Origin of the sequence: Mesorhizobium sp. M0909 (assembly GCF_040319515.1) — a bacterium.
Lineage (GTDB): Bacteria > Pseudomonadota > Alphaproteobacteria > Rhizobiales > Rhizobiaceae > Mesorhizobium.
In genome coordinates this window covers 486617-504954 of record NZ_JAMYOA010000001.1, presented here as the reverse complement: position 1 = coordinate 504954, position 18338 = coordinate 486617, and the positions used below count along the sequence as shown (strand labels likewise).

Below are 18338 nucleotides of genomic sequence, written 5' to 3'. Positions count from 1 at the left end.
GCCGCGGGGGTGCCCACCCCCCCGGTGCCCCCCCCCCCCGCCCCCCCCCGGGGGGGGAGCCCCCCCGGGGCCGCCGGGCGCCCCGCCCGCCGCGGGGGGGCGCGCCCAGGACCGGTCCGCAAGCGGCGGATGGCGATGCCGGCGACAGCCAGCTCGTGGGCGGCCCGCGATGCCGGCGGCAGCGGCGAGGGATCGAAGCCGTCCAGCCTGCGCTCGGCTTCGTCGAGATGGCCGATCAGCAGCAGGCGCCGGACTTCGAGGTTGCGCGCATGTGCGGCATTGACGCGGTCGCCATGCCTTTCAAGCGTCGCCCGCGCGGCGTCGAGTGTCTTGGCCGGCCAGGCGAGGTCGCGCGAGACGAGCGCGATCTCGGCCTCGGCGACTATACACCTCGCGCGGGCCACGGCCTCCCTCGGGCTGAATGCGTGTGCCGCCCTTTTTAGAAGAACCTTCGCCCGAACCAGGTCGCCAAGCTGCGCCATTGCGATACCGCGCAACGCCAGTGCCGGCGCATCGTCGCGCAGCGCAACCCGCTTCAAGGCGCCGAGCGGATCGCCCGCCGCAAGCGCATGCGCCGCGGCTGTAATCAGCGAGTCCATCGGAATCCCGTCACACTTGTCACTCCCATGGCTTCGATATCCGGCGCTAAGTCCATCTCACCAACCAGTCGTATCGACAACGGCGACTGTAGCCAACCTGAGTTGCGGCGCGCCAACCTTGAGTCGCGGCTAGATTGTGCACTGGGCTCGAACGCAACGATAAGCACTAGGAGAGACGCAGTGAAGATCGAAGGTACAGCCATCCTGGTGACTGGCGCCAATCGGGGCATCGGTCGGGCACTGGTCGAGGAAGCCCTGAGCAGAGGCGTAAAGCGCGTCTATGCCGCAACCCGCCAATCCATGGCCCACCCGGACCGGCGTGTGACGTCCCTGACCATGGATGTGACCAACGTTGCGCAGATCCGGGAGGCCGTCGAGAAGATCGATGCTCTCGATATCCTCATCAACAACGCCGGCGTATCACCCTTCGATGACCTCAGCGACCGTCGCGTACTCGAACAACAACTCGCCGTAAACCTCTTCGGATCGTACGACGTTACCCAGGCTCTGCTGCCGTTGCTGGCCCGGTCGCGGGGAGCCATCGTCAACATTCTGTCGCTGGCCTCGATTGCCGCCGTGCCGTTCAGTCCGGCTTACTCGGTCTCGAAGGCGGCCTCATTCTCCCTGTCGCAGTCGTTACGCACCCTCCTGGTCGGACGGGGTGTCAGCGTCCACAGGGTCCTTCCCGGCCCCGTGGACACGGACATGACCCGGGGCCTGGACATAGCGAAGGCCTCTCCGGAGTCTGTTGCGCGGGCAATCCTGGACGGCGTGGAGAATGGCGAGGAGGAGATCTTCCCCGATCCCATGTCGGAATCCGTGGCGGAGGGCTGGCGCAGCAGCGCGGTCAAGGCGCTTGAACGCCAGTTTGCAGCCTATGCGGAAGCAAGCCCGGCAAGTGAAGCAAGCCCGTCAGGCAGTGGGCATGAAGGAAAGAGCGAAACGATTACCCGCGAGGCCCATCCGTGCTGCTCGGCCTGAAACTGCGAACGCTTGTGGAAGGGAGCGGCAGCATCGCCGCCCTCGACACTGCCGGTCGCCTGTCGCCGACGACGGCGCCGACCTTCACGATCATGGCTCTGCCTGGCGAAGAATGCCTCGCTATGTCCGGAGCAAGTTAACCGATCAGTTGCGGTCGTCGGGGAAACTTGGAATAGGCAAGAATTCGACGCCATCCTCGGCGAGGCTCTTGGCCTCCTCCAGCGTCGCCTCGCCATAAATGCCGCGCGGATCGCTTTCGCCGAAATGGATCTTGCGCGCTTCCTCGGCAAATTTATCGCCAACATAATCGGCGTTCTCGCGCACCTTCTCGGCAAGCGCCTTGAGCTGCGCCAGCGCCTGCTTTTGTGCCTCGCCCATGGCCAGCGCGATCTTCTCCTGGCTGCGCCCGGTCGAGACGGCAGGCGCCATCAGCGCCTTCTCGACCTTGTGCGAGCCGCAGGCCGGGCAATCGATGAAACCGCGCCTCTTCTGTGTGTCGAAATCGTCGTTGCTGCGGAACCAGGCCTCGAATTCGTGCTCGTGTTCGCAGATCAGGGAAAAGCGGATCAAGAGGCGGCACCCCTGAGCGGCATTGCCTCCGCCGAACCGGCGTTTACGGCAAAATCGCGTGCGTTTTTGAGATTCGGTATCTTCTTGCGCGCGGCGACTGACTGCACCGGGTCGATCTCGGCGACGATCACCGCCGGCTCGTCATGCGCCGCCTCGGCGACGATGCGGCCCCAGGGATCGACGATCAGCGAATGGCCATAGGTTTCGCGGCCGTCCTCGTGCACGCCGCCTTGCGCCGCGGCAACCACATAGGCGCCGTTCTCGATGGCGCGCGCCCTGAGCAGCACATGCCAATGCGCTTCGCCGGTCTGGCGGGTGAAGGCGGCGGGCACCGAAAGCAGATTGGCGCCGGCCAGCGCCTCGGCACGGAACAGCTGCGGAAAGCGCAGATCGTAGCAGACGGCAAAGCCGAGCTTCACGCCATTGATTTCGGCGACGACGGCCTCGGTGCCAGGCTCATAGGCGGCGGATTCGCGCCAGCTCTCGCCATTGTCGAGATCGACGTCGAACATGTGGATCTTGTCGTAGGTGGCAATCGTGGCGCCGTCCGGCCCGAACAGAAGGGCGCGGTTGGCAAGCTTGCCGTCGGCGCGCAGAATGGCGGTCGAGCCGATATGCAGGAAGATGCCGAGCTCCTTGGCCAGCCTCCGCGACGTCGAGACGACGATATCCTTGTCTTCGGAGGTGAAGGAAGCGGCCCGCGCTTGGCTGTCGCGGATCAGCGCGCCGGTCATTTCCGGCGTCTGGACATAGGACGCGCCAAGACCTGCCGCCTCGCGCACCAGCCGTTCCAGATCGACCGCATTGCGCTCCGGGCTGGTTCCCGAACGCATCTGGATCGCCGCTGCCTTGAAAGCACCCCCCGTCTTGAAAGCACCCATCGTCATGTCCTTACCTGGTCGAGCCGTTGGCGAGCAATCCGTCCAGCCGTCCTTCCGCCTCCAATTCGTGGAGATCGTCAGAGCCGCCGACATGCGTGTCGCCGATGAATATCTGCGGAAAGGTGGAACGGCCATGGGCCCGGGAAATCATTTCCTGGCGCAGTTCCGGCGAGAAGGAGGCGTCGTGCTCGGTATAGGCGACGCCCTTCCTGTCGAGCAGCCGTTTGGCCGCGGTGCAATAGCCGCACATCATCCGCGTGTAGATCGTCACATCGACCATCGGTCAGCAATCCTGCCTCGTTCTGCTGTCATATAGGCTATATAGGCGCCGATTCGTCGGCCCGAAAGTCCCCCGGCAGCACGCGCGCGAAGGTCAGTACGTCGACCGCGCCGGCACCGCCCTTCTTCAATGCCTTGGCGACCGCGCGGACGGTGGCGCCGGTGGTGTAGACATCGTCGATCAACAGCACCCGGCGGCCGGCGATTTCGATCTCCGCCTCATCCGGCACTTTGAATGCGGCGCGAACATTTTCCTCGCGTTCCCGCCGCTCCAGCCCGACTTGCTGGCGCGTGAGTTTGACGCGCTTGATGGCTGATGGCGCGAAAGGCCGCTCCCCGAGCTGCGCCACCGCCCGCGCCAGTTCCGCGGACTGGTTGAACTGCCGTCGGAAGAAACGCCGCCAGTGCAGCGGCACCGGCACGACCATGTCGGCCTCGGCGATGAGCTCGGCACCGGCGCGAAGCATCCAGCGCGCCATCCAAGGCGCCAGATCGGTGCGGTCCTGGTATTTCAGCCCTTGCACCATCTGGCGGGCAACGCCGGAATAGGCGACCGCCGCCCGCGCGCGTTCGAACGGCGGCGGGTCGGCTATCGCCTCCGCCGACAGGAAACCCTCACCCATACTGTGGGTGAACGGCGTGCCCATCACCGGGCACCACGGCCGTTCCAGCAGCCTGAGTTTCGGCCAGCAGGCGCCGCACAACACGCCGGGCTGCGAGACATGGCGGCGGCAGCCGGCGCAGACCGGCGGGAACAAGAGACGCGCTGGCCAGCCCAATGCCTTGCGGGCAATGCTCTTGATCGCAATACACTTGATCTCTGGCATGGGATCGGCCACGTGGTTGGTCCTCCGCATCACTATATCAGAGAGCGAAGCACAAGGACCTGCCCATTGCAGCCTGTAATCGACACCTCGCTCTGGCTGGCGCGCAAGCGCCGGGCACTGACCCGTCCCATCGCCGGCGCGGATTTCCTCATGCGGCGGGCGGCCGAGGATCTGGCCGACCGGCTCGGCGCCGTCGAACGCAGGTTCGGCAAGGCGGCCTCATTGTTTTGCCAGACGCCGGCAGCAGCAGAAGTGCTCGCTGACAGCGGCAAGGTGACGGAAAACGTGCGCGTCGAGGCCGACGCCGCTTTCCTGGCTGGCCAGCCAGGAGTGGTAGCGCCGTTGGAAACCGTGCCATTCGAACCGGAAAGCCTCGACCTCGCAGTCTCGCTGCTGTCGCTGCAGGCGATGAACGACATTCCCGGCATGCTGGTGCAGATCCGCCGGGCGCTGAAGCCGGACGGGCTTTTCCTCGGCGCCTTCGCCGGCACAGGCACGCTCTCCGAACTGCGCGAAAGCCTGCTTGCCGCCGAGACCGAGCTCTATGGCGGCGCCAGCCCGCGTGTGATCCCGTTCACCGACGTCCGCGACGCCGGCGCGCTGCTGCAGCGCGCCGGCCTGGCACTGCCGGTGGCCGACGTCGAGACGATCACGGTGCGCTACGATTCGCTGTTTGGCCTGGTCGCCGACCTGCGCGCCATGGGCGAGACCAGCGCGCTTGTCGATCGCAGTAGGCGGCCGGGCACGCGAGCGCTGTTCGCGCGCGCCGCCGAAATCTATGCGGAGCGGTTTTCGGATGCCGATGGCCGCGTCAGGGCGAGTTTCTCGGTGGTCTGGATGTCAGGCTGGGCGCCCGATGCCTCTCAGCAAAAGCCGCTGAAGCCGGGCTCCGCAAAAATATCGCTGAAGACAATCCTGGAAAACCCCGGCGGCCCCTGAGCGTATCCTTGCGCAAAAGCTAAGCGTATCCCACCAAAGCTAAGCGGGTCACTGCGCAAAAGCGTTGGCAAGCCTGCTGCTGTTGTCGCTGAACAGCCACTGAATCGCATCGGCAGCCCGGCCGACACCAGCGACAATGGCAAGCGACAGCACGGCAACGATCAAACCATATTCGATAACCGTCGCACCCCTCTCGTCTTCTAAAAATCGTTGCAGCAAGATTTTCATGGCCGCCCATCCCTCTTGCCCGAACCTAGCGCCGACCCGTTAAGAAAGGTTAACGCGACAGGCTTAACGCGCGGTGAACCAGCCGCATTCCAGGAAACAGCTGAATCCTAGATAGTTGTTGGGGAGTCAGCAGTCGCCGCTGCTTCTGCCATCGGCCCGTATAACGCAGACCGAACTGGGCAGCGGCTGCAGCACGCTCTTGCGTAGCGTATAGCTATCGCGCTGGCCGATCGAGCCGGTGCTCATCGTATCAAGCCCGTCGCGGGCAAACTGCGAGCGGGTCCGGCTGTCGAGGTAGGGCGTCGCGATCAAGGCCAGAGCCACCGCGGCCGAGCCGAACAAGAGGGCGATGCGCAATATTCCCATGCCGGCATTGGCCACGCCAGGAAGGCGGTCGGGCCAAGGCGAGTCCCAGTCCTTGTCGAGGCTCATGCAAATCGCTCCCCAGCGGTGGAATCGGCGTAGCCGCTTTGCGTCAATTTTTCACGGCCAGATAAATCTTTCATTAATGCTGCCGATATCGCGTTGAGGAGCTGCCCGGTTTACGGCAGGTCGGCCGTTAGAGCAGATCGATGAGGAACTGGATCAGCGGGGCATCGGCCGGCGGCATTGGAAAATCGCGCATCTGGCGCGGCCGCACCCATTTCAGCACCTGGCCTTCCTTCGGCCGGGCAATGCCGCGGAAGCGACGGCAGACGAACAGCGGCATCAGGAGGTGAAAATCATCGTAGGAATGGCTGGCGAAGGTGAGCGGCGCCAGGCAAGGGATGTCGGTTTCGATGCCGATCTCCTCGTACAATTCGCGGATCAGGCATTGTTCCGGCGTCTCGCCGGGCTCTACCTTGCCGCCCGGAAACTCCCACAGGCCGGCGAGTTGCTTACCTTCGGGCCGCTGCGCCAAGAGGACGCGCCCGTCGGCATCGACCAGCGCGCAGGCGGCGACCAGGAGCAGGCGTTTGCCGACCGTATCCAAGCCGCTCATGCGCCTTGTGGCCGGCGATAGTGATAGCGATAGACTTCGTCGAATCCGAGCGAACGGTAGAGCGCCAGCGCCGGCGCGTTGTCCGCCTCGACCTGCAGCCAGGCTTCCCGCGCCCCGCGCAGCCGCGCCCATTTCAGCGCCGACCGGATGAGGTGGCGGCCATGGCCCTGGTTGCGCACCGACCTGTCGGTGGCGATCTCGAACAGGCCGGCAAGGTCGCCGTCATGCACGCAGATCAACGTCGCCAGCGGCTCGCTGCCGGCCTCCAGCGCAAACAGCCCGGCCTCCGGCTGGATGGCGCCGATGATCTCCGACAGGCCCGGCCGCAGCGACACATCAGAACCGCTCACCTTGAGGGCCGCGCCGATGAAACGGCTGATGTCCCTCAACGGAATCTGGTCCATGGCGTCGTCGAGCGCGGCGTCGGCCAGCGGCAGCCGCATGACCAGCGACTCCGCGAACGTGCTCCAGCCTTCGCTGTCGAGGTACTTTGAAAGATCCGGGCCCGACAGCGGCGAGATGCGAAAGGTCAGCGGCCTGCCATAGGCGTCGAAGCGGCGGCTGGCGCGACCGATGCGCTCAGCAATGTGCTGGATGTCGCCCGGATCGAGCGGATTGACCGAATTCAGCCGCTTGGCCGGGTGGCCGGCCGTCAGCCGCACCACCCAGGTACCGTCATAATGGACGGCGGCCGCCGGCCAGGCGCGAAAGCCGGCCGCCTCATAGCGGCGCACGATCGCCAACACGCTTGCCGGATGTCTGGAAGCCAACGTCATCAGCTCCGATAATCGCCGTTGATGGCGACATATTCCTTGGTGAGGTCGCAGGTCCACACCGTCGCCTTGCCGCGGCCGATGCCGATATCGGCGCGGATGCGGATCTCGTCGCGCTTCATATACGCCGAAGTCGCCGCCTCGGAATAGGCGGCGTCGCGCTCACCCTGATACGCCAGGCGGTTGTCGCCGAACCAGATCGACAGAAGGTCGCGGTCGGCAGGTTCGCCGGCCTTGCCGACGGCCATGACGACGCGGCCCCAATTGGCGTCCTCGCCGGCGACTGCCGTCTTGACCAGCGGTGAATTGGCGATCGACAGCGCGATGCGCTTGGCCGAGCGGGCCGATTTGGCCCCGGTGACGGTGACCTCGACCTGCTTGCGGGCGCCCTCGCCGTCGCGCACCACCTGCAGCGCCAGCGATTTCAATACCTTGCCGAGGGCACGGCGGAAGGCGCCAAGGCGCGCATCCTTGGGATCGGAAATTGCCGGCGCGCCGCGCCTGGCGGCAGCCCCCGTGGCGAACATCAGCAGCGTGTCGCTGGTCGAGGTGTCACTGTCGACGGTAACCGCGTTGAAGGTCTTGGCCGTGCCGCGCGACAAGAGATCCTGCAGCACCGGTGCTGCGATCGGCGCATCGGTGGCGATGAAGGAAAGCATCGTCGCCATGTCGGGCGCGATCATGCCGGCGCCTTTGGCGATACCGTTGATGGTGACGTCGGCATCGCCGAGCCTGACCGTCGCGGTCGCCAGTTTGGGATAGGTGTCGGTGGTCATGATCGCCTTGGCGGCTTCGGTCCACAATTCCGGCTTGCCGTCCTTGACCAGCCCGGCCAGCAAATGGCTGAACTTGCCGGCGTCGAGCGGTTCGCCGATCACGCCGGTCGAGGCCAGGAACACCTCGCCCGCTGTGCAGCCCGCCGCCTTCGCCGCCACCTCGCCCGTGAGTGCCGTCGAGGTGCGGCCCTTCTGACCGGTAAAGGCATTGGCATTGCCGGAATTGACCACCAGCACGCGTGCCTTGCCAGCCACGAGGTTCTGCCGGCAGAAATCGACCGGCGCCGACGGGCATTTCGACCTGGTGAACACGCCGCCGACGGTGGTGCCGGCGTCGAACACCATGGCCAGCAAGTCGGTGCGGTCCTTGTATTTTATGCCGGCCTCGGCGGTGGCGATGCGCACGCCCTCGATCACCGGCATCTTGGGATATTTCTTCGGCGCGAGCGGCGAAACCTGTGCGGACATGGAAGACCTCGGGCGGGAAAAATCGCGAAAGGAGCGCCGGTTTGCCCGATAGCACGCGCCGGCGCAAGGCGTTTTCACAGCCGTTATGGCTACTGGAAGCCTGACACCTGCCGCGGCCGCAAGCAGGCTGTTGCAAATTTGTTGGTGTCGCTGCGACCGATAGCGCTATGATCCTGCCCCATGGGCAGGCTTGTGGTCTTGGCACTGGCGTTTCTGGGCTTTCTGCTGCTGCGCGCCGATGCGCAGACGGCGCGGCGCGTAGCGCTTGTGGTCGGCAACGGCAGCTACGCCGAAGCCGGCACGCTGGCCAATCCGGTCAACGATGCGCTCGACATCGCCGACAAGCTGCGCGCCATCGGTTTCGAGGTGATCGAAGGCAACGATCTCGGCAAGCGCGAGCTCGAACGCAAGATCGGCGAATTCTCCGATGCGCTGCAAGGTGCCGGTGCCGGGCTGTTCTACTATGCCGGCCACGGCCTGCAGGTCGACGGGCGCAACTTCATCGTGCCGGTCGACGCCCGGCTGGACATGCCGGTCAAGCTGCAACTCGAGGCGGTGCCGATCGACGAGGTTCTCGACATCATGGAGCAGCAGACCAAGGTCAGCCTGGTCTTCCTCGATGCCTGCCGCAACAACCCGTTTGCCCGAAGTCTCAGCCGCAGCGCCACGACGCGCTCGGCGACGGCTCTCGCCGGCCTTGCCCAGTTCGAGTCGACACGCGGCTCCTTCATCGCCTTCTCGACGGCGCCCGGCGCTGTGGCAATGGACGGGACGGAGCGCAACTCGCCCTTCGCCGCGGCGCTTTTGCGGCACATGGCGGAGCCCGGACAGAGCATCAACGACATGATGATCGCGGTGCGTCGCGACGTCGTTTCCGCAACGCGCGAGGCGCAGCGTCCCTGGGAGCAGGGGTCGCTGCTCGAGCGTTTCGAATTCGTTCCGGGCGGAGACACTGCCCAGCAACCGAAACCGGCCGTCAGGCCGGCTCCCGCGTCGCAGGTGGCTGCGCTCGGACGCTCCGTCGGCGACGAGGGTGCCATCGAAAAATTCTTGCGCGAAAACTATCTGGCGCCTGATGCCAGGAGAATGCGCGAAACCGTCAGGCGGCTTTACGGTTCGTCGGCCACCATCTACGGCACGCGTTATGACAGCGAGGCCATCGTCAAGGTCAAGACCGACTGGTTCGCGCAATGGGCGTCGTGGTCGTTCGGTCTCGAGCCCGGCAGCCTCGAGGTGACGCCGCACGGCAAGGATCGTGCCGACGTAGTTTTCGCCATGAACTACGACTATGTGCCAAAAAACAAATCGGCGCAGCGCCTGACCGGCAAGGCGCGGGTGACGCTGGAACTCGTTCTGGCCGACGGCGAATGGCGCGTTGCATCGGAAACGTCGCAAGCGCTGGAATGACCGTCACCGGACGGTCGGGTTGAGGAAGCCACGAAACATCCGCTGCACGCCAGGAATCAGTCCCCAGATCATGATCGAGACCATCAGCGGCGCGATGACCAGTGTACGCTGCCAGATCTGCCATTCCTGCGTCAGCGGAAAAACCACGTACAGAATGGCAGTGATCAGCGGATAGACGCCGAGCAGCACCAGCAGGGCGAAGCGCAGGCGCGTAAAACATGTGGCGACGGTCGAAGTCATTGCTGTCTTCCTTATCGTAACGGAACGTTCCGTTACGTGTGAAACGGATCGTTTCGTTTCGTCAAGAGTTGTATATGATGGCTGCTGAAATCGCGGGCAAGGACAAAGAAATGGGCGAAATCACCGATCCCGGGCGCAAGTCGGCCGGCGCACGGCGCAGCCCCGAAAGCGCCGATGCCATTCTCGATGCCGCCGAGGCGGTGCTGGTCGAGGCCGGCTATTCCGGCTTCTCGATCGAGGCGGTGGCGCGCCGCGCGCGTGCCGGAAAACCGACGATCTATCGCTGGTGGCCAAGCAAGGCCGCCTTGCTGCTCGACGTTTACCAGCGGCAAAAGCGCGTCGACAATCCCGATACCGGGAGCCTTGCGGAGGATCTCGTCGGCTTCCTGAAGAGCTTGTTCGCGCACTGGCGCGACACATCGTCGGGCAGCGTGTTCAGATCGCTGATCGCCGAGGCGCAGTCGGACGAAAAAGCCGCCGCCGCCCTTGCCGAATACGCGAGAGGGCGTCGTATCCACACCGGCCAGATGGTCGAACGCGCCAAGGCAAGGGGAGAGGTGGCAGCCGATGTCGATGCCACTGTCGTCGCCGACCTGGTCGCGTCGTTTGCCTGGGCGCACCTTCTGACAGACCGCCTGGACGAGGACGAGGCGATCTTACGCGGGGCGGTCGGCTATGTCTTGAAAGGCATCGTCGCTGAGGATGCCGGCGACGCCACGGCGGTCCGGCGGCGGCGTCGACGCATCCTCGCTCGCCCTACCAAATAGAAGCGACAGGGCGGCAGCGCGCCCTGTCGTAGCCCAATCTGGCTTATTTGGCGCTTTCCAACGCGTCGACCGTCTTCTTCAGGTTCGCATCGGGGATGTCGACCTTGGCGTTGGCACGCAGCGACTTGACCAGCGCGAAATACTTGTCGCGGATGACCGCCTGGCGCGCCTGGTCCTTGACCTGGTCGAACGCCGGCGGCTGCTTGGTGCGCTTGTCCTCAACCTTGATGACATGCCAGCCGAACTGCGACTGCACCGGCTGCTCGGTGTATTTGCCGACCGCCAGCGCAAACGCCGCCTTGTCGAACTCCGGCACCATCTGGCCAGGTCCGAACCAGCCGAGATCGCCGCCGCTGGTCTTGCCGCTCGGATCGCTGGTGTGCTCGTTGGCGAGTTTCTGGAAGTCGGCGCCGCCGTCGAGCTGCTTGATGATGGCGTCGGCCTCTTCCTTCGTCTTCACGAGGATGTGACGGGCGTGCACCTCGTTGGTGGGCGGCGTGTTGGCGATTTCCTGGTCGTAGCGGGCGCGGACCTCGGCATCGGTAACCTTGTCGATGACGCCCTTCTCGACCATTTCGCCATGCAGCGCGCGCTGCTGCAGGAAGGCCATGCGGCGCTGGAAGTCGGGATCCTTGTCGAGGCCGGTGGTCACCGCCTGAGCCGCCATGACGCGGATTTCAATCGCCGCCGACAGTGCCGCGGCGCGGCGCTGCTCGGGCGGAAGCTGCGCGAACTGCTGCGACAGTTCGCCCTCGGCAAGCCCAAGGTCTGCCTCGGTCAGTGTCTGGCCGTTGATGGTGGCGACCACGGCGTTCGGATCGACCGGCTTGGCCGCCGGGGCGGGTGCTGCCGGCTGGGCAGGGGCGGCTTCCTGTGCCATCAGCGGCGACAGCGAGAGGGCCGACAGGCCGAATGCCAGACCAAGGCTGGCGAGCGACGCACGGCGGAACAACAAGGACATTACGATTATCTCCAAAGCGGGGTAGCTAGAGCGGAATGGCTTCCAGACCAGCAGGATTGTGGCGGAATTTGGCGCGGTCGACAGGGCGAGCGCGGCGTTGACATCGAATGAGCCCCCTCTTATCTGTCCAACGACTTTGCGTCCAGAACCGTTTTCCGGGCGCTTTTTGCGTTTGTCCGCGTTCACGTGGATTTGATGGGGCCAGCCGGCGCCCGTCGCAACGACTTGGAATGCTATCGAAAGGGCCATTGGATGGTCAGTCTCGGCGGTCTCGCCCGTAAGGTTTTCGGCTCCTCCAACGATCGTCGGGTCAAATCGACCCGGCCCCGCGTCGAGGCGATCAATGCCATGGAAAACGAGATGCGGGCGCTCTCCGACGCCGAGCTTCAGGCCCGCACCGACAAATTCCGCCAGGACATCGCCAACGGCGCCAGCCTCGACGACCTTCTGGTGCCGGCCTTCGCTACCGTGCGTGAGGCCGCCCGCCGCGTGCTCGGCATGCGGCCGTTCGACGTGCAGCTGATCGGCGGCATGGTGCTGCACAATGGTGGTATTGCCGAGATGCGGACCGGTGAAGGCAAGACGCTGGTGGCGACGCTGCCGGTCTATCTCAACGCGCTCGCCGGCAATGGCGTCCATGTCGTCACCGTCAACGATTATCTGGCCACGCGCGACTCCGAATGGATGGGCCGCGTCTACAAATTCCTCGGCCTTAAGGTCGGCGTCATCGTCCATGGCCTGTCCGACGAGGAGCGCCGGGTCGCCTACGCCGCCGACGTCACCTACGCCACAAACAACGAGCTCGGCTTCGACTATCTGCGCGACAACATGAAATACGAGCGCGCCCAGATGGTGCAGCGCGGTCACAGCTACGCCATCGTCGACGAGGTCGATTCCATCCTGGTCGACGAAGCGCGCACGCCGCTGATCATTTCCGGTCCGCTCGAGGACCGTTCGGAAATGTACAACACCATCGACACCTTCATCGTCCAGCTGCAGCCGCAGGACTACGAGATCGACGAGAAGCAGAAGACCTCGATCTTCACCGAGGAAGGCACCGAGAAGCTGGAGAACATGCTGCGCGATGCCGGTCTGCTCAAGGGCGAGTCGCTCTATGATGTCGAGAACGTCGCCATCGTCCACCACGTCAACAACGCACTGAAGGCGCACCGGCTGTTCCAGAGGGACAAGGACTATATCGTGCGCAACGGCGAGATCGTCATCATCGACGAGTTCACCGGCCGCATGATGCCCGGCCGCCGCTATTCGGAAGGCCTCCACCAGGCGCTCGAAGCCAAGGAGCATGTGGCGATCCAGCCGGAGAACCAGACGCTCGCCTCGGTCACCTTCCAGAACTATTTCCGCCTCTACAAGAAGCTCGCCGGCATGACCGGCACGGCGCTGACCGAGGCCGAGGAATTCGCCAACATCTACAATCTCGATGTCACCGAGATCCCGACCAACCTGCCGGTCATCCGCATTGACGAAGACGACGAGGTCTACCGGACGGTCGAGGAGAAATACAAGGCGATCGTCAAGGAGATCAAGGAAGCCCGCGCCAAGGGTCAGCCGACGCTGGTCGGCACGACTTCCATCGAGAAATCCGAGCAACTGGCCGAGCGCCTGCGCAAGGAGGGTTTCAAGGATTTCGAGGTGCTGAACGCCCGCCACCACGAGCGCGAGGCGGCGATCGTCGCCCAGGCCGGCAAACCCGGCGCCATCACCATCGCCACTAACATGGCCGGCCGCGGCACCGACATCCAGCTCGGCGGCAATGCCGACATGCGCATCGCCGAGGAGCTTGGCGACATGCCAGCCGGCCCCGAGCGCGAGGCCCGGGAAAAAGAAATCCGCGACGACATCGCCCGGCTGAAGGAAAAGGCGCTCGCCGCCGGCGGCCTCTATGTGCTTGCCACCGAACGCCATGAATCGCGCCGCATCGACAACCAGTTGCGCGGCCGCTCAGGCCGTCAGGGCGATCCCGGGCGGTCAAAGTTCTTCCTGTCGCTGCAGGACGATCTGATGCGCATCTTCGGTTCCGAGCGCATGGACGGCATGCTGCAGAAGCTCGGCCTCAAGGAAGACGAGGCGATCATCCATCCCTGGATCAACAAGGCGCTGGAAAAGGCGCAGAAGAAGGTCGAGGCGCGCAACTTCGACATCCGCAAGAACCTGTTGAAATATGACGACGTCTCCAACGACCAGCGCAAGGTGGTGTTCGAGCAGCGCCTCGAATTGATGGACGGCGAAGGCCTGTCCGAGACGATCACCGAGATGCGCGAAGGCGTCATCGAGGAGATCGTTGCCAAGAACATTCCCGAAAACGCCTATGCCGAGCAGTGGAACGTCGCCGGGCTCAAGGCCGAGATCGCCGAATTCCTCAACCTCGACCTGCCGGTAGAAGACTGGGTCAAGGAAGAAGGCATTGCCGAGGACGACATCCGCGAGCGCATCAGCCAGGCCGCCGATGCTGCCGCCAAGGAGCGCGCCGAGCGCTTCGGCCCCGACGTGATGACCTATGTCGAGCGCTCCGTGGTGCTGCAGACGCTCGACCATCTGTGGCGCGAGCACATCGTCAATCTCGACCATCTGCGCTCGGTCGTCGGCTTCCGCGGCTACGCCCAGCGCGATCCGCTGCAGGAGTACAAGAGCGAGGCGTTCGAGCTGTTCCAGGCGATGCTGGGCAATCTGCGCCAGGCGGTAACGGCGCAGCTGATGCGCGTCGAGCTGGTCCGCCAGGCGGCGGAAGCGCCGCCGCCAGAGGCGCCCGACATGTTCGGCAGCCATATCGACGGCTCGACCGGCGAAGACGACTTCGAAGGCGGCGAGACGGCCGTGCTGGTCCGCCAGGAGACCAATGCAATCGTCGCCCCCGAAGACCGCGACCCGAAGAACCCGGCGACCTGGGGCAAGATCGGCCGCAACGAAGCCTGCCCCTGTGGGTCAGGGAAAAAGTACAAGCATTGCCACGGGGCGTTTGCGTAAGGCATTGCTTTGCTTCGCCCCGTTCACGGGGAGAAGGTGTCCGAAGGGCGAATGAGGGGCGGCGGAGGCGTTGGCAATTAGCCAATCTCCCCACCTGAGGGGGAGATGGCCGGCAGGCCAGAGGGGGGCGCTCAGCCTTTTTGGCGATCTTAGGGCGACGCTCTGGCGTCATATTCTCGGCCCGCTTCGTGCCGCCTTTCGCGCCCAGCGCTTTCGCGGCAGGTCTTTACCGTCGTCAACCACGTCATCGGATTCCTCGCCTGTAGCAATACGCATGACGCGGGCGGCATTGCCGATCACGTCGGCAGGACGCTTCTGGCCTTTAGGTCCGGTTGGCATTCCTAGTTCTCGGCATGGCTAAAGACGACAGCGCCGTTGTCCTTACGAACTTCAACGGACACGATTCCATCGTCACCCTTTCGGGTTTGAAACATGGAGGTTGCATGATCTTTCGCGGTCTTCTCGTCGTCGAAGATCACCTTGTCGACGATGCCCTGCCTTCCATACCAGATGACAGTGTAGACCATTGTTGCTGCCGTGCGTTCCGCTAAGCATATAGGCGTTTTCGCATATGGGGCAAACGGGATAGGCGTTTCCGCGGATTTCAAACTGAGACACTCCCGAGCAGGTTGAAGGGTTGCGCGAATGATGAATATGAAGCAGCCCGCGCCGCCCTCATCCGCCTGCCGGCACCTTCTCCCCGTATAGCGACAGGGCGAAGGAAAGCCCACCCAACCGTTTCTTAATGTGTCTCCGCTACACTAAGCCCCTGTAAATTGGCGGGAAAACGGAGTGTAATCGGGGTGCGCTTTTCCGCGGCGACGACAGCCGGGCGGTTCCTGCCGCAGCGCCTTGCGCTGCGCATAAGGCCGCTGCTTGGCCTGATCGATGCCGTGCTGTTCACCGCCGGCGAGCGCGGCGAGGCCGGCCGCATGTCGCTGATCGCCTTTTCGGTCCGCATCGTCAGCGCCGTCATCGCCTTCGTCAGCCAGGTGCTGATGGCGCGCTGGATGGGCTCGTTCGAGTACGGCATTTTCGTCCTCGTCTGGGTGACCATGGTCATCGTCGGCAATCTCGCCTGCCTCGGCTTCCACACCTCGGTCATCCGCTTCATCCCCGAATATCGCGCGCGTGGCATGCTGGCCGAATTGCGCGGCATCGTGCGGGCCAGCCGGCTGTTCGTGCTGGTTGCCTCGACTGCGATCGCCGGCCTCGGCGCGCTCGCCGTCTGGCTGCTGTCGTCCTTTATCGAAGACTATTATGTCGTGCCGTTCATCCTCGGCATCATCTGCCTGCCGATGATCGCCATGTCGGACCTTCTGCAAGGGCTGGCGCGGGCCAATTCCTGGGCGCTGTTTGCGCTATCCCCGACCTTTCTGGTGCGGCCGGTGCTGATCCTGGCCTTCATGGCGCTGATGCTGCTGGCGGGCTACGCGCCCGACGCCAGGACGGCGATCTTCGCCGCGATCGCCGCCACCTATGGCACCACGCTCGGTCAGCTCATCGGCGTGACGTCGCGCATGGACAGAAGGATCCCGGCCGGGCCGATGAAATTGCATTTCGGCCAATGGTTCATCGTCTCGCTGCCGATCTTCCTGGTCGAGAGCTTTTTCTTCCTGCTCACCAATGCCGACGTGCTGATGGTCGGCGCCTACCTCGATCCCAACGACGTCGCCGTCTATTTCGCCACGGTCAAGACGCTGGCGCTGGTGCATTTCGTCTATTTCGCCGTCAAGGCCGGCGTCGCCCAGCGCTATGCCCAGTTCACCCATGGCGAGCCGCAAAAGCTCGCCGCCTTTGCCCGCGAGACGGTGTCGTGGACCTTCTGGCCGTCGCTGGCGATGGCGCTGCTGGTGCTGGCGCTGGGCGAGCCTATGCTGACCTTGTTCGGCCCGGAATTTTCCGCCGGCTATCCGCTGCTGTTCCTGCTGGTGTTCGGCGTCGTGGCGCGGGCCGCCGTCGGCCCTTGCGAAAGCCTGCTCACCATGAGCGGCAATCAGAACGTCTGCGCCGCGGTCTACGCCCTGACGCTGGCCTTCAACATCGCGCTGAGCGTCGTGCTGATCCCGCTCTTCGGCCTGTGGGGCGCGGCGATGGCCACCGTCTTCGCCATGATCTTCGAGGCCGGCGCGCTGTCCTTCACGGTCTGGCGCAAGCTCGGCATCGTCATGGTCATTTTCGTATCAGCCAAAGGAGCCGCCTGATGGCTGCCGTCCCCCTGCTCGAGGAAACCAGCGGCGGCCCGGCCGGCGCCATGGTGTCCGGTCTTGCCGGGCTCGCCCGCGAGGCCGATCCCGCCCATATCGAGATCCTCGCCAACCACCGGCCCGAGCGCAAGCTCGCCATCTATCCAGCCTCCGCCGGCTTCGACCTGGTCGAGGAGCTCGACTATCTCTGCACCCGCACAATCGAGCCCAACGTCTTCTTCAACCCGCGCTTCCTGGCGCCGGCCATGCCGAGGCTGGAGGACCGTGAAGTGCGGCTGGCCGTCATCCGCGACGGCGACCAGTTTCGCAATCGGCTGCGCCTGCTGGTGCCGTTCTCGGTCGAGCGGCCGGCGGTGCCGCTCGGAGTTCCAGTCATGCGCACCTGGTCGAGCCCGTTCGGCCCGATCGGCACGCCGCTGGTCGACCGCGACGATCCGATCGGCGTGATCGAGGATTTCTTCTCGATGCTGTCGCGGCCGCATCTCAAGCTGCCGAAAGTCTTCGTGCTGCCCGACATAAGGCTGGACGGCCCGGTGGCCAGCCTGCTCGCCAGCGTCGCCGAAACGCGCGGCCTGACGCTGGTCACCACCGGCAAGGCCGACCGCCCGGTGCTCGAAAGCGCGCTCGACGGCGAGGAATATCTGAAAGCTTCACTGCGCGCCCACCATTATCGCGAGTTCCGCCGCCTGAAGCGCCGCCTCGCCGACCTCGGCCGGCTGGAGCATGTGGTGGCGCGCGGGCCGGACGAGATCCGCCATGCCATCGAGAATTTCCTGACATTGGAGGCCGCTGGCTGGAAAGGCCGCGAGCGCACCGCCATGGCCATCGACCGCTACCGCGCCGCCTTCGCCCGCGAGGCGGTGCACCGGCTGGCCGAGCAGGATCTTTGCCGCATCCATTCGCTGACGCTCGACGGCCGCACCATCGCCTGCCTGGTCGTCTTCGTCGAGGCCGGCGTCGGCTACACCTGGAAGACCGCCTATGACGAGACGCTCGCCGCCTATTCGCCGGGTACGCTGCTGATGATCGAGGTGACCAGGCAGCATCTCGACGACCCCAACATCATGATGACCGATTCCTGCGCCGTGCCCGACCATCCGGTGATGAGCCGGCTGTGGACGGAGCGCAAGCCGATAGGCACGCTGGTGATCGGGCTGACGCCGGATGCCGACCGCCCTGCCCGCCAGGCGGCATCGCAGCTTCACCTCTACCGCGAGACCCGCAACATGGCGCGCCTGCTGCGCAACCGGATGAAGAGCTTGCTGCGGCGGCGGTAGACTTGGTGTTCCTGCTGGGGGCCTAGTTCCTCGACACAGTGATTTTGACAGGTCGGGCCAATCAGCAGCGAACGTCGATAATTAACGTCAATAATTCCTGTCGGCGGCAAATCGCCAGCGTTGGAGATTGGCCGAATCCTCCCTCCCTTCATCATCCCGGGGCGGAGCAAGGAGCGAAGCGACGCGGCGCA

Annotated in this window: 20 protein-coding genes and 1 pseudogene; 7 read left to right on the top strand and 14 right to left on the bottom strand. The window is 64.6% G+C overall.

Annotation, left to right across the window (positions count from 1 at the left end; genetic code table 11):
• Positions 1–599 (bottom strand): annotated as a pseudogene (locus tag NKH83_RS02650) (helix-turn-helix domain-containing protein); the annotation flags it as partial.
• Positions 600–779: 180 nt separating this feature from the next.
• Here NKH83_RS02650 and NKH83_RS02645 point away from each other — a divergent pair.
• Positions 780–1580 carry an SDR family NAD(P)-dependent oxidoreductase gene (locus tag NKH83_RS02645; RefSeq protein ID WP_352801956.1) on the top strand — a complete coding sequence of 267 codons (801 nt, stop codon included), beginning with the start codon at positions 780–782 and terminating at the stop codon, positions 1578–1580.
• A 144-nt stretch (positions 1581–1724) separates the two neighbouring features.
• On the opposite strand, the gene NKH83_RS02640 is transcribed toward NKH83_RS02645, so the two are convergent.
• The 4 genes from NKH83_RS02640 to NKH83_RS02625 are packed head-to-tail and all read right to left on the bottom strand — an operon-like array spanning position 1725 to position 4149.
• On the bottom strand, positions 1725–2150 hold the full coding sequence (locus NKH83_RS02640; protein ID WP_254816701.1) for a DUF1178 family protein: 426 nt from the start codon (positions 2148–2150) through the stop codon (positions 1725–1727).
• A complete protein-coding gene (locus NKH83_RS02635) occupies positions 2147–3031 on the bottom strand; it encodes a carbon-nitrogen hydrolase family protein (RefSeq protein ID WP_352649345.1) in 885 nt (294 codons plus the stop codon). The genes NKH83_RS02640 and NKH83_RS02635 overlap by 4 nt, the downstream gene beginning before the upstream one ends.
• Before the next feature lie 10 nt (positions 3032–3041).
• Positions 3042–3311, bottom strand: coding sequence for a glutaredoxin 3 (gene grxC / locus NKH83_RS02630; RefSeq protein ID WP_254816699.1), 270 nt, complete (start codon positions 3309–3311; stop codon positions 3042–3044).
• A gap of 37 nt (positions 3312–3348) precedes the next feature.
• Positions 3349–4149, bottom strand: a complete 801-nt coding sequence (locus tag NKH83_RS02625; RefSeq protein WP_352801953.1) for a ComF family protein — start codon at positions 4147–4149, stop codon at positions 3349–3351.
• Between the two features lie 54 nt (positions 4150–4203).
• Between NKH83_RS02625 and NKH83_RS02620 the strand changes: the two genes are divergently transcribed.
• Positions 4204–5076 carry a methyltransferase domain-containing protein gene (locus NKH83_RS02620; RefSeq protein WP_352476310.1) on the top strand — a complete coding sequence of 291 codons (873 nt, stop codon included), beginning with the start codon at positions 4204–4206 and terminating at the stop codon, positions 5074–5076.
• A gap of 48 nt (positions 5077–5124) precedes the next feature.
• Here NKH83_RS02620 and NKH83_RS02615 read toward each other — a convergent pair whose 3' ends face one another.
• The 5 genes from NKH83_RS02615 to argJ form a co-directional block, all read right to left on the bottom strand.
• Positions 5125–5304: a Flp family type IVb pilin gene (locus tag NKH83_RS02615; RefSeq protein WP_352476309.1), complete on the bottom strand. Its 180-nt coding sequence runs from the start codon at positions 5302–5304 to the stop codon at positions 5125–5127.
• A gap of 126 nt (positions 5305–5430) precedes the next feature.
• Positions 5431–5736: a hypothetical protein gene (locus NKH83_RS02610; protein ID WP_352476308.1), complete on the bottom strand. Its 306-nt coding sequence runs from the start codon at positions 5734–5736 to the stop codon at positions 5431–5433.
• A 127-nt stretch (positions 5737–5863) separates the two neighbouring features.
• Positions 5864–6286 (bottom strand): (deoxy)nucleoside triphosphate pyrophosphohydrolase, encoded by a 423-nt coding sequence (locus tag NKH83_RS02605; RefSeq protein WP_254816694.1) that lies wholly within the window; start codon positions 6284–6286, stop codon positions 5864–5866.
• A complete protein-coding gene (locus NKH83_RS02600; protein WP_352476307.1) occupies positions 6283–7062 on the bottom strand; it encodes a GNAT family N-acetyltransferase in 780 nt (259 codons plus the stop codon). The genes NKH83_RS02605 and NKH83_RS02600 overlap by 4 nt, the downstream gene beginning before the upstream one ends.
• The gene (gene argJ / locus NKH83_RS02595; protein ID WP_352476306.1) at positions 7062–8303 is read right to left on the bottom strand and encodes a bifunctional glutamate N-acetyltransferase/amino-acid acetyltransferase ArgJ; all 1242 of its coding nucleotides are present in this window, start codon (positions 8301–8303) and stop codon (positions 7062–7064) included. Before argJ ends, NKH83_RS02600 begins: the two co-directional genes overlap by 1 nt.
• Positions 8304–8483: 180 nt before the next feature.
• On the opposite strand from argJ, the gene NKH83_RS02590 reads away from it, so the two are divergent.
• A complete protein-coding gene (locus tag NKH83_RS02590) occupies positions 8484–9710 on the top strand; it encodes a caspase family protein (RefSeq protein ID WP_352476305.1) in 1227 nt (408 codons plus the stop codon).
• Between the two features lie 3 nt (positions 9711–9713).
• On the opposite strand, the gene NKH83_RS02585 is transcribed toward NKH83_RS02590, so the two are convergent.
• Entirely contained in the window at positions 9714–9950 is a 237-nt protein-coding gene (locus tag NKH83_RS02585) for a putative antibiotic biosynthesis monooxygenase (protein ID WP_352476304.1), read from the bottom strand.
• Between the two features lie 110 nt (positions 9951–10060).
• On the opposite strand from NKH83_RS02585, the gene NKH83_RS02580 reads away from it, so the two are divergent.
• Entirely contained in the window at positions 10061–10717 is a 657-nt protein-coding gene (locus NKH83_RS02580) for a TetR/AcrR family transcriptional regulator (protein WP_352476440.1), read from the top strand.
• Positions 10718–10760: 43 nt separating this feature from the next.
• Here the strand turns inward: NKH83_RS02580 and NKH83_RS02575 are convergent, their stop codons facing one another.
• Complete coding sequence (locus tag NKH83_RS02575) at positions 10761–11678, bottom strand: peptidylprolyl isomerase (protein WP_352476303.1); 918 nt, start codon at positions 11676–11678, stop codon at positions 10761–10763.
• A 252-nt stretch (positions 11679–11930) separates the two neighbouring features.
• Between NKH83_RS02575 and secA the strand changes: the two genes are divergently transcribed.
• Positions 11931–14663, top strand: coding sequence for a preprotein translocase subunit SecA (gene secA / locus NKH83_RS02570; RefSeq protein ID WP_352801948.1), 2733 nt, complete (start codon positions 11931–11933; stop codon positions 14661–14663).
• Between the two features lie 168 nt (positions 14664–14831).
• Here secA and NKH83_RS02565 read toward each other — a convergent pair whose 3' ends face one another.
• Positions 14832–15002, bottom strand: coding sequence for a hypothetical protein (locus NKH83_RS02565; RefSeq protein ID WP_352704409.1), 171 nt, complete (start codon positions 15000–15002; stop codon positions 14832–14834).
• A 2-nt stretch (positions 15003–15004) separates the two neighbouring features.
• Complete coding sequence (locus NKH83_RS02560) at positions 15005–15190, bottom strand: hypothetical protein (protein WP_031194557.1); 186 nt, start codon at positions 15188–15190, stop codon at positions 15005–15007.
• A 276-nt stretch (positions 15191–15466) separates the two neighbouring features.
• Between NKH83_RS02560 and NKH83_RS02555 the strand changes: the two genes are divergently transcribed.
• The gene (locus tag NKH83_RS02555; protein ID WP_352476301.1) at positions 15467–16867 is read left to right on the top strand and encodes a lipopolysaccharide biosynthesis protein; all 1401 of its coding nucleotides are present in this window, start codon (positions 15467–15469) and stop codon (positions 16865–16867) included.
• Positions 16867–18147, top strand: coding sequence for a GNAT family N-acetyltransferase (locus NKH83_RS02550; protein ID WP_352476300.1), 1281 nt, complete (start codon positions 16867–16869; stop codon positions 18145–18147). The genes NKH83_RS02555 and NKH83_RS02550 overlap by 1 nt, the downstream gene beginning before the upstream one ends.
• Positions 18148–18338: the final 191 nt, after the last annotated feature.

Bases quoted from the DNA above. Each gene is read 5' to 3' on its own strand.
- NKH83_RS02600 (WP_352476307.1), bottom strand. From the start codon at position 7,062: ATGACGTTGGCTTCCAGACATCCGGCAAGCGTGTTGGCGATCGTGCGC.
- NKH83_RS02615 (WP_352476309.1), bottom strand. From the start codon at position 5,304: ATGAAAATCTTGCTGCAACGATTTTTAGAAGACGAGAGGGGTGCGACG.
- NKH83_RS02575 (WP_352476303.1), bottom strand. From the start codon at position 11,678: ATGTCCTTGTTGTTCCGCCGTGCGTCGCTCGCCAGCCTTGGTCTGGCA.
- NKH83_RS02585 (WP_352476304.1), bottom strand. From the start codon at position 9,950: ATGACTTCGACCGTCGCCACATGTTTTACGCGCCTGCGCTTCGCCCTG.
- NKH83_RS02550 (WP_352476300.1), top strand. From the start codon at position 16,867: ATGGCTGCCGTCCCCCTGCTCGAGGAAACCAGCGGCGGCCCGGCCGGC.
- NKH83_RS02610 (WP_352476308.1), bottom strand. From the start codon at position 5,736: ATGAGCCTCGACAAGGACTGGGACTCGCCTTGGCCCGACCGCCTTCCT.
- NKH83_RS02605 (WP_254816694.1), bottom strand. From the start codon at position 6,286: ATGAGCGGCTTGGATACGGTCGGCAAACGCCTGCTCCTGGTCGCCGCC.
- NKH83_RS02560 (WP_031194557.1), bottom strand. From the start codon at position 15,190: ATGGTCTACACTGTCATCTGGTATGGAAGGCAGGGCATCGTCGACAAG.
- NKH83_RS02565 (WP_352704409.1), bottom strand. From the start codon at position 15,002: ATGCCAACCGGACCTAAAGGCCAGAAGCGTCCTGCCGACGTGATCGGC.
- grxC (WP_254816699.1), bottom strand. From the start codon at position 3,311: ATGGTCGATGTGACGATCTACACGCGGATGATGTGCGGCTATTGCACC.
- secA (WP_352801948.1), top strand. From the start codon at position 11,931: ATGGTCAGTCTCGGCGGTCTCGCCCGTAAGGTTTTCGGCTCCTCCAAC.
- NKH83_RS02590 (WP_352476305.1), top strand. From the start codon at position 8,484: ATGGGCAGGCTTGTGGTCTTGGCACTGGCGTTTCTGGGCTTTCTGCTG.
- NKH83_RS02635 (WP_352649345.1), bottom strand. From the start codon at position 3,031: ATGGGTGCTTTCAAGACGGGGGGTGCTTTCAAGGCAGCGGCGATCCAG.
- NKH83_RS02580 (WP_352476440.1), top strand. From the start codon at position 10,061: ATGGGCGAAATCACCGATCCCGGGCGCAAGTCGGCCGGCGCACGGCGC.
- argJ (WP_352476306.1), bottom strand. From the start codon at position 8,303: ATGTCCGCACAGGTTTCGCCGCTCGCGCCGAAGAAATATCCCAAGATG.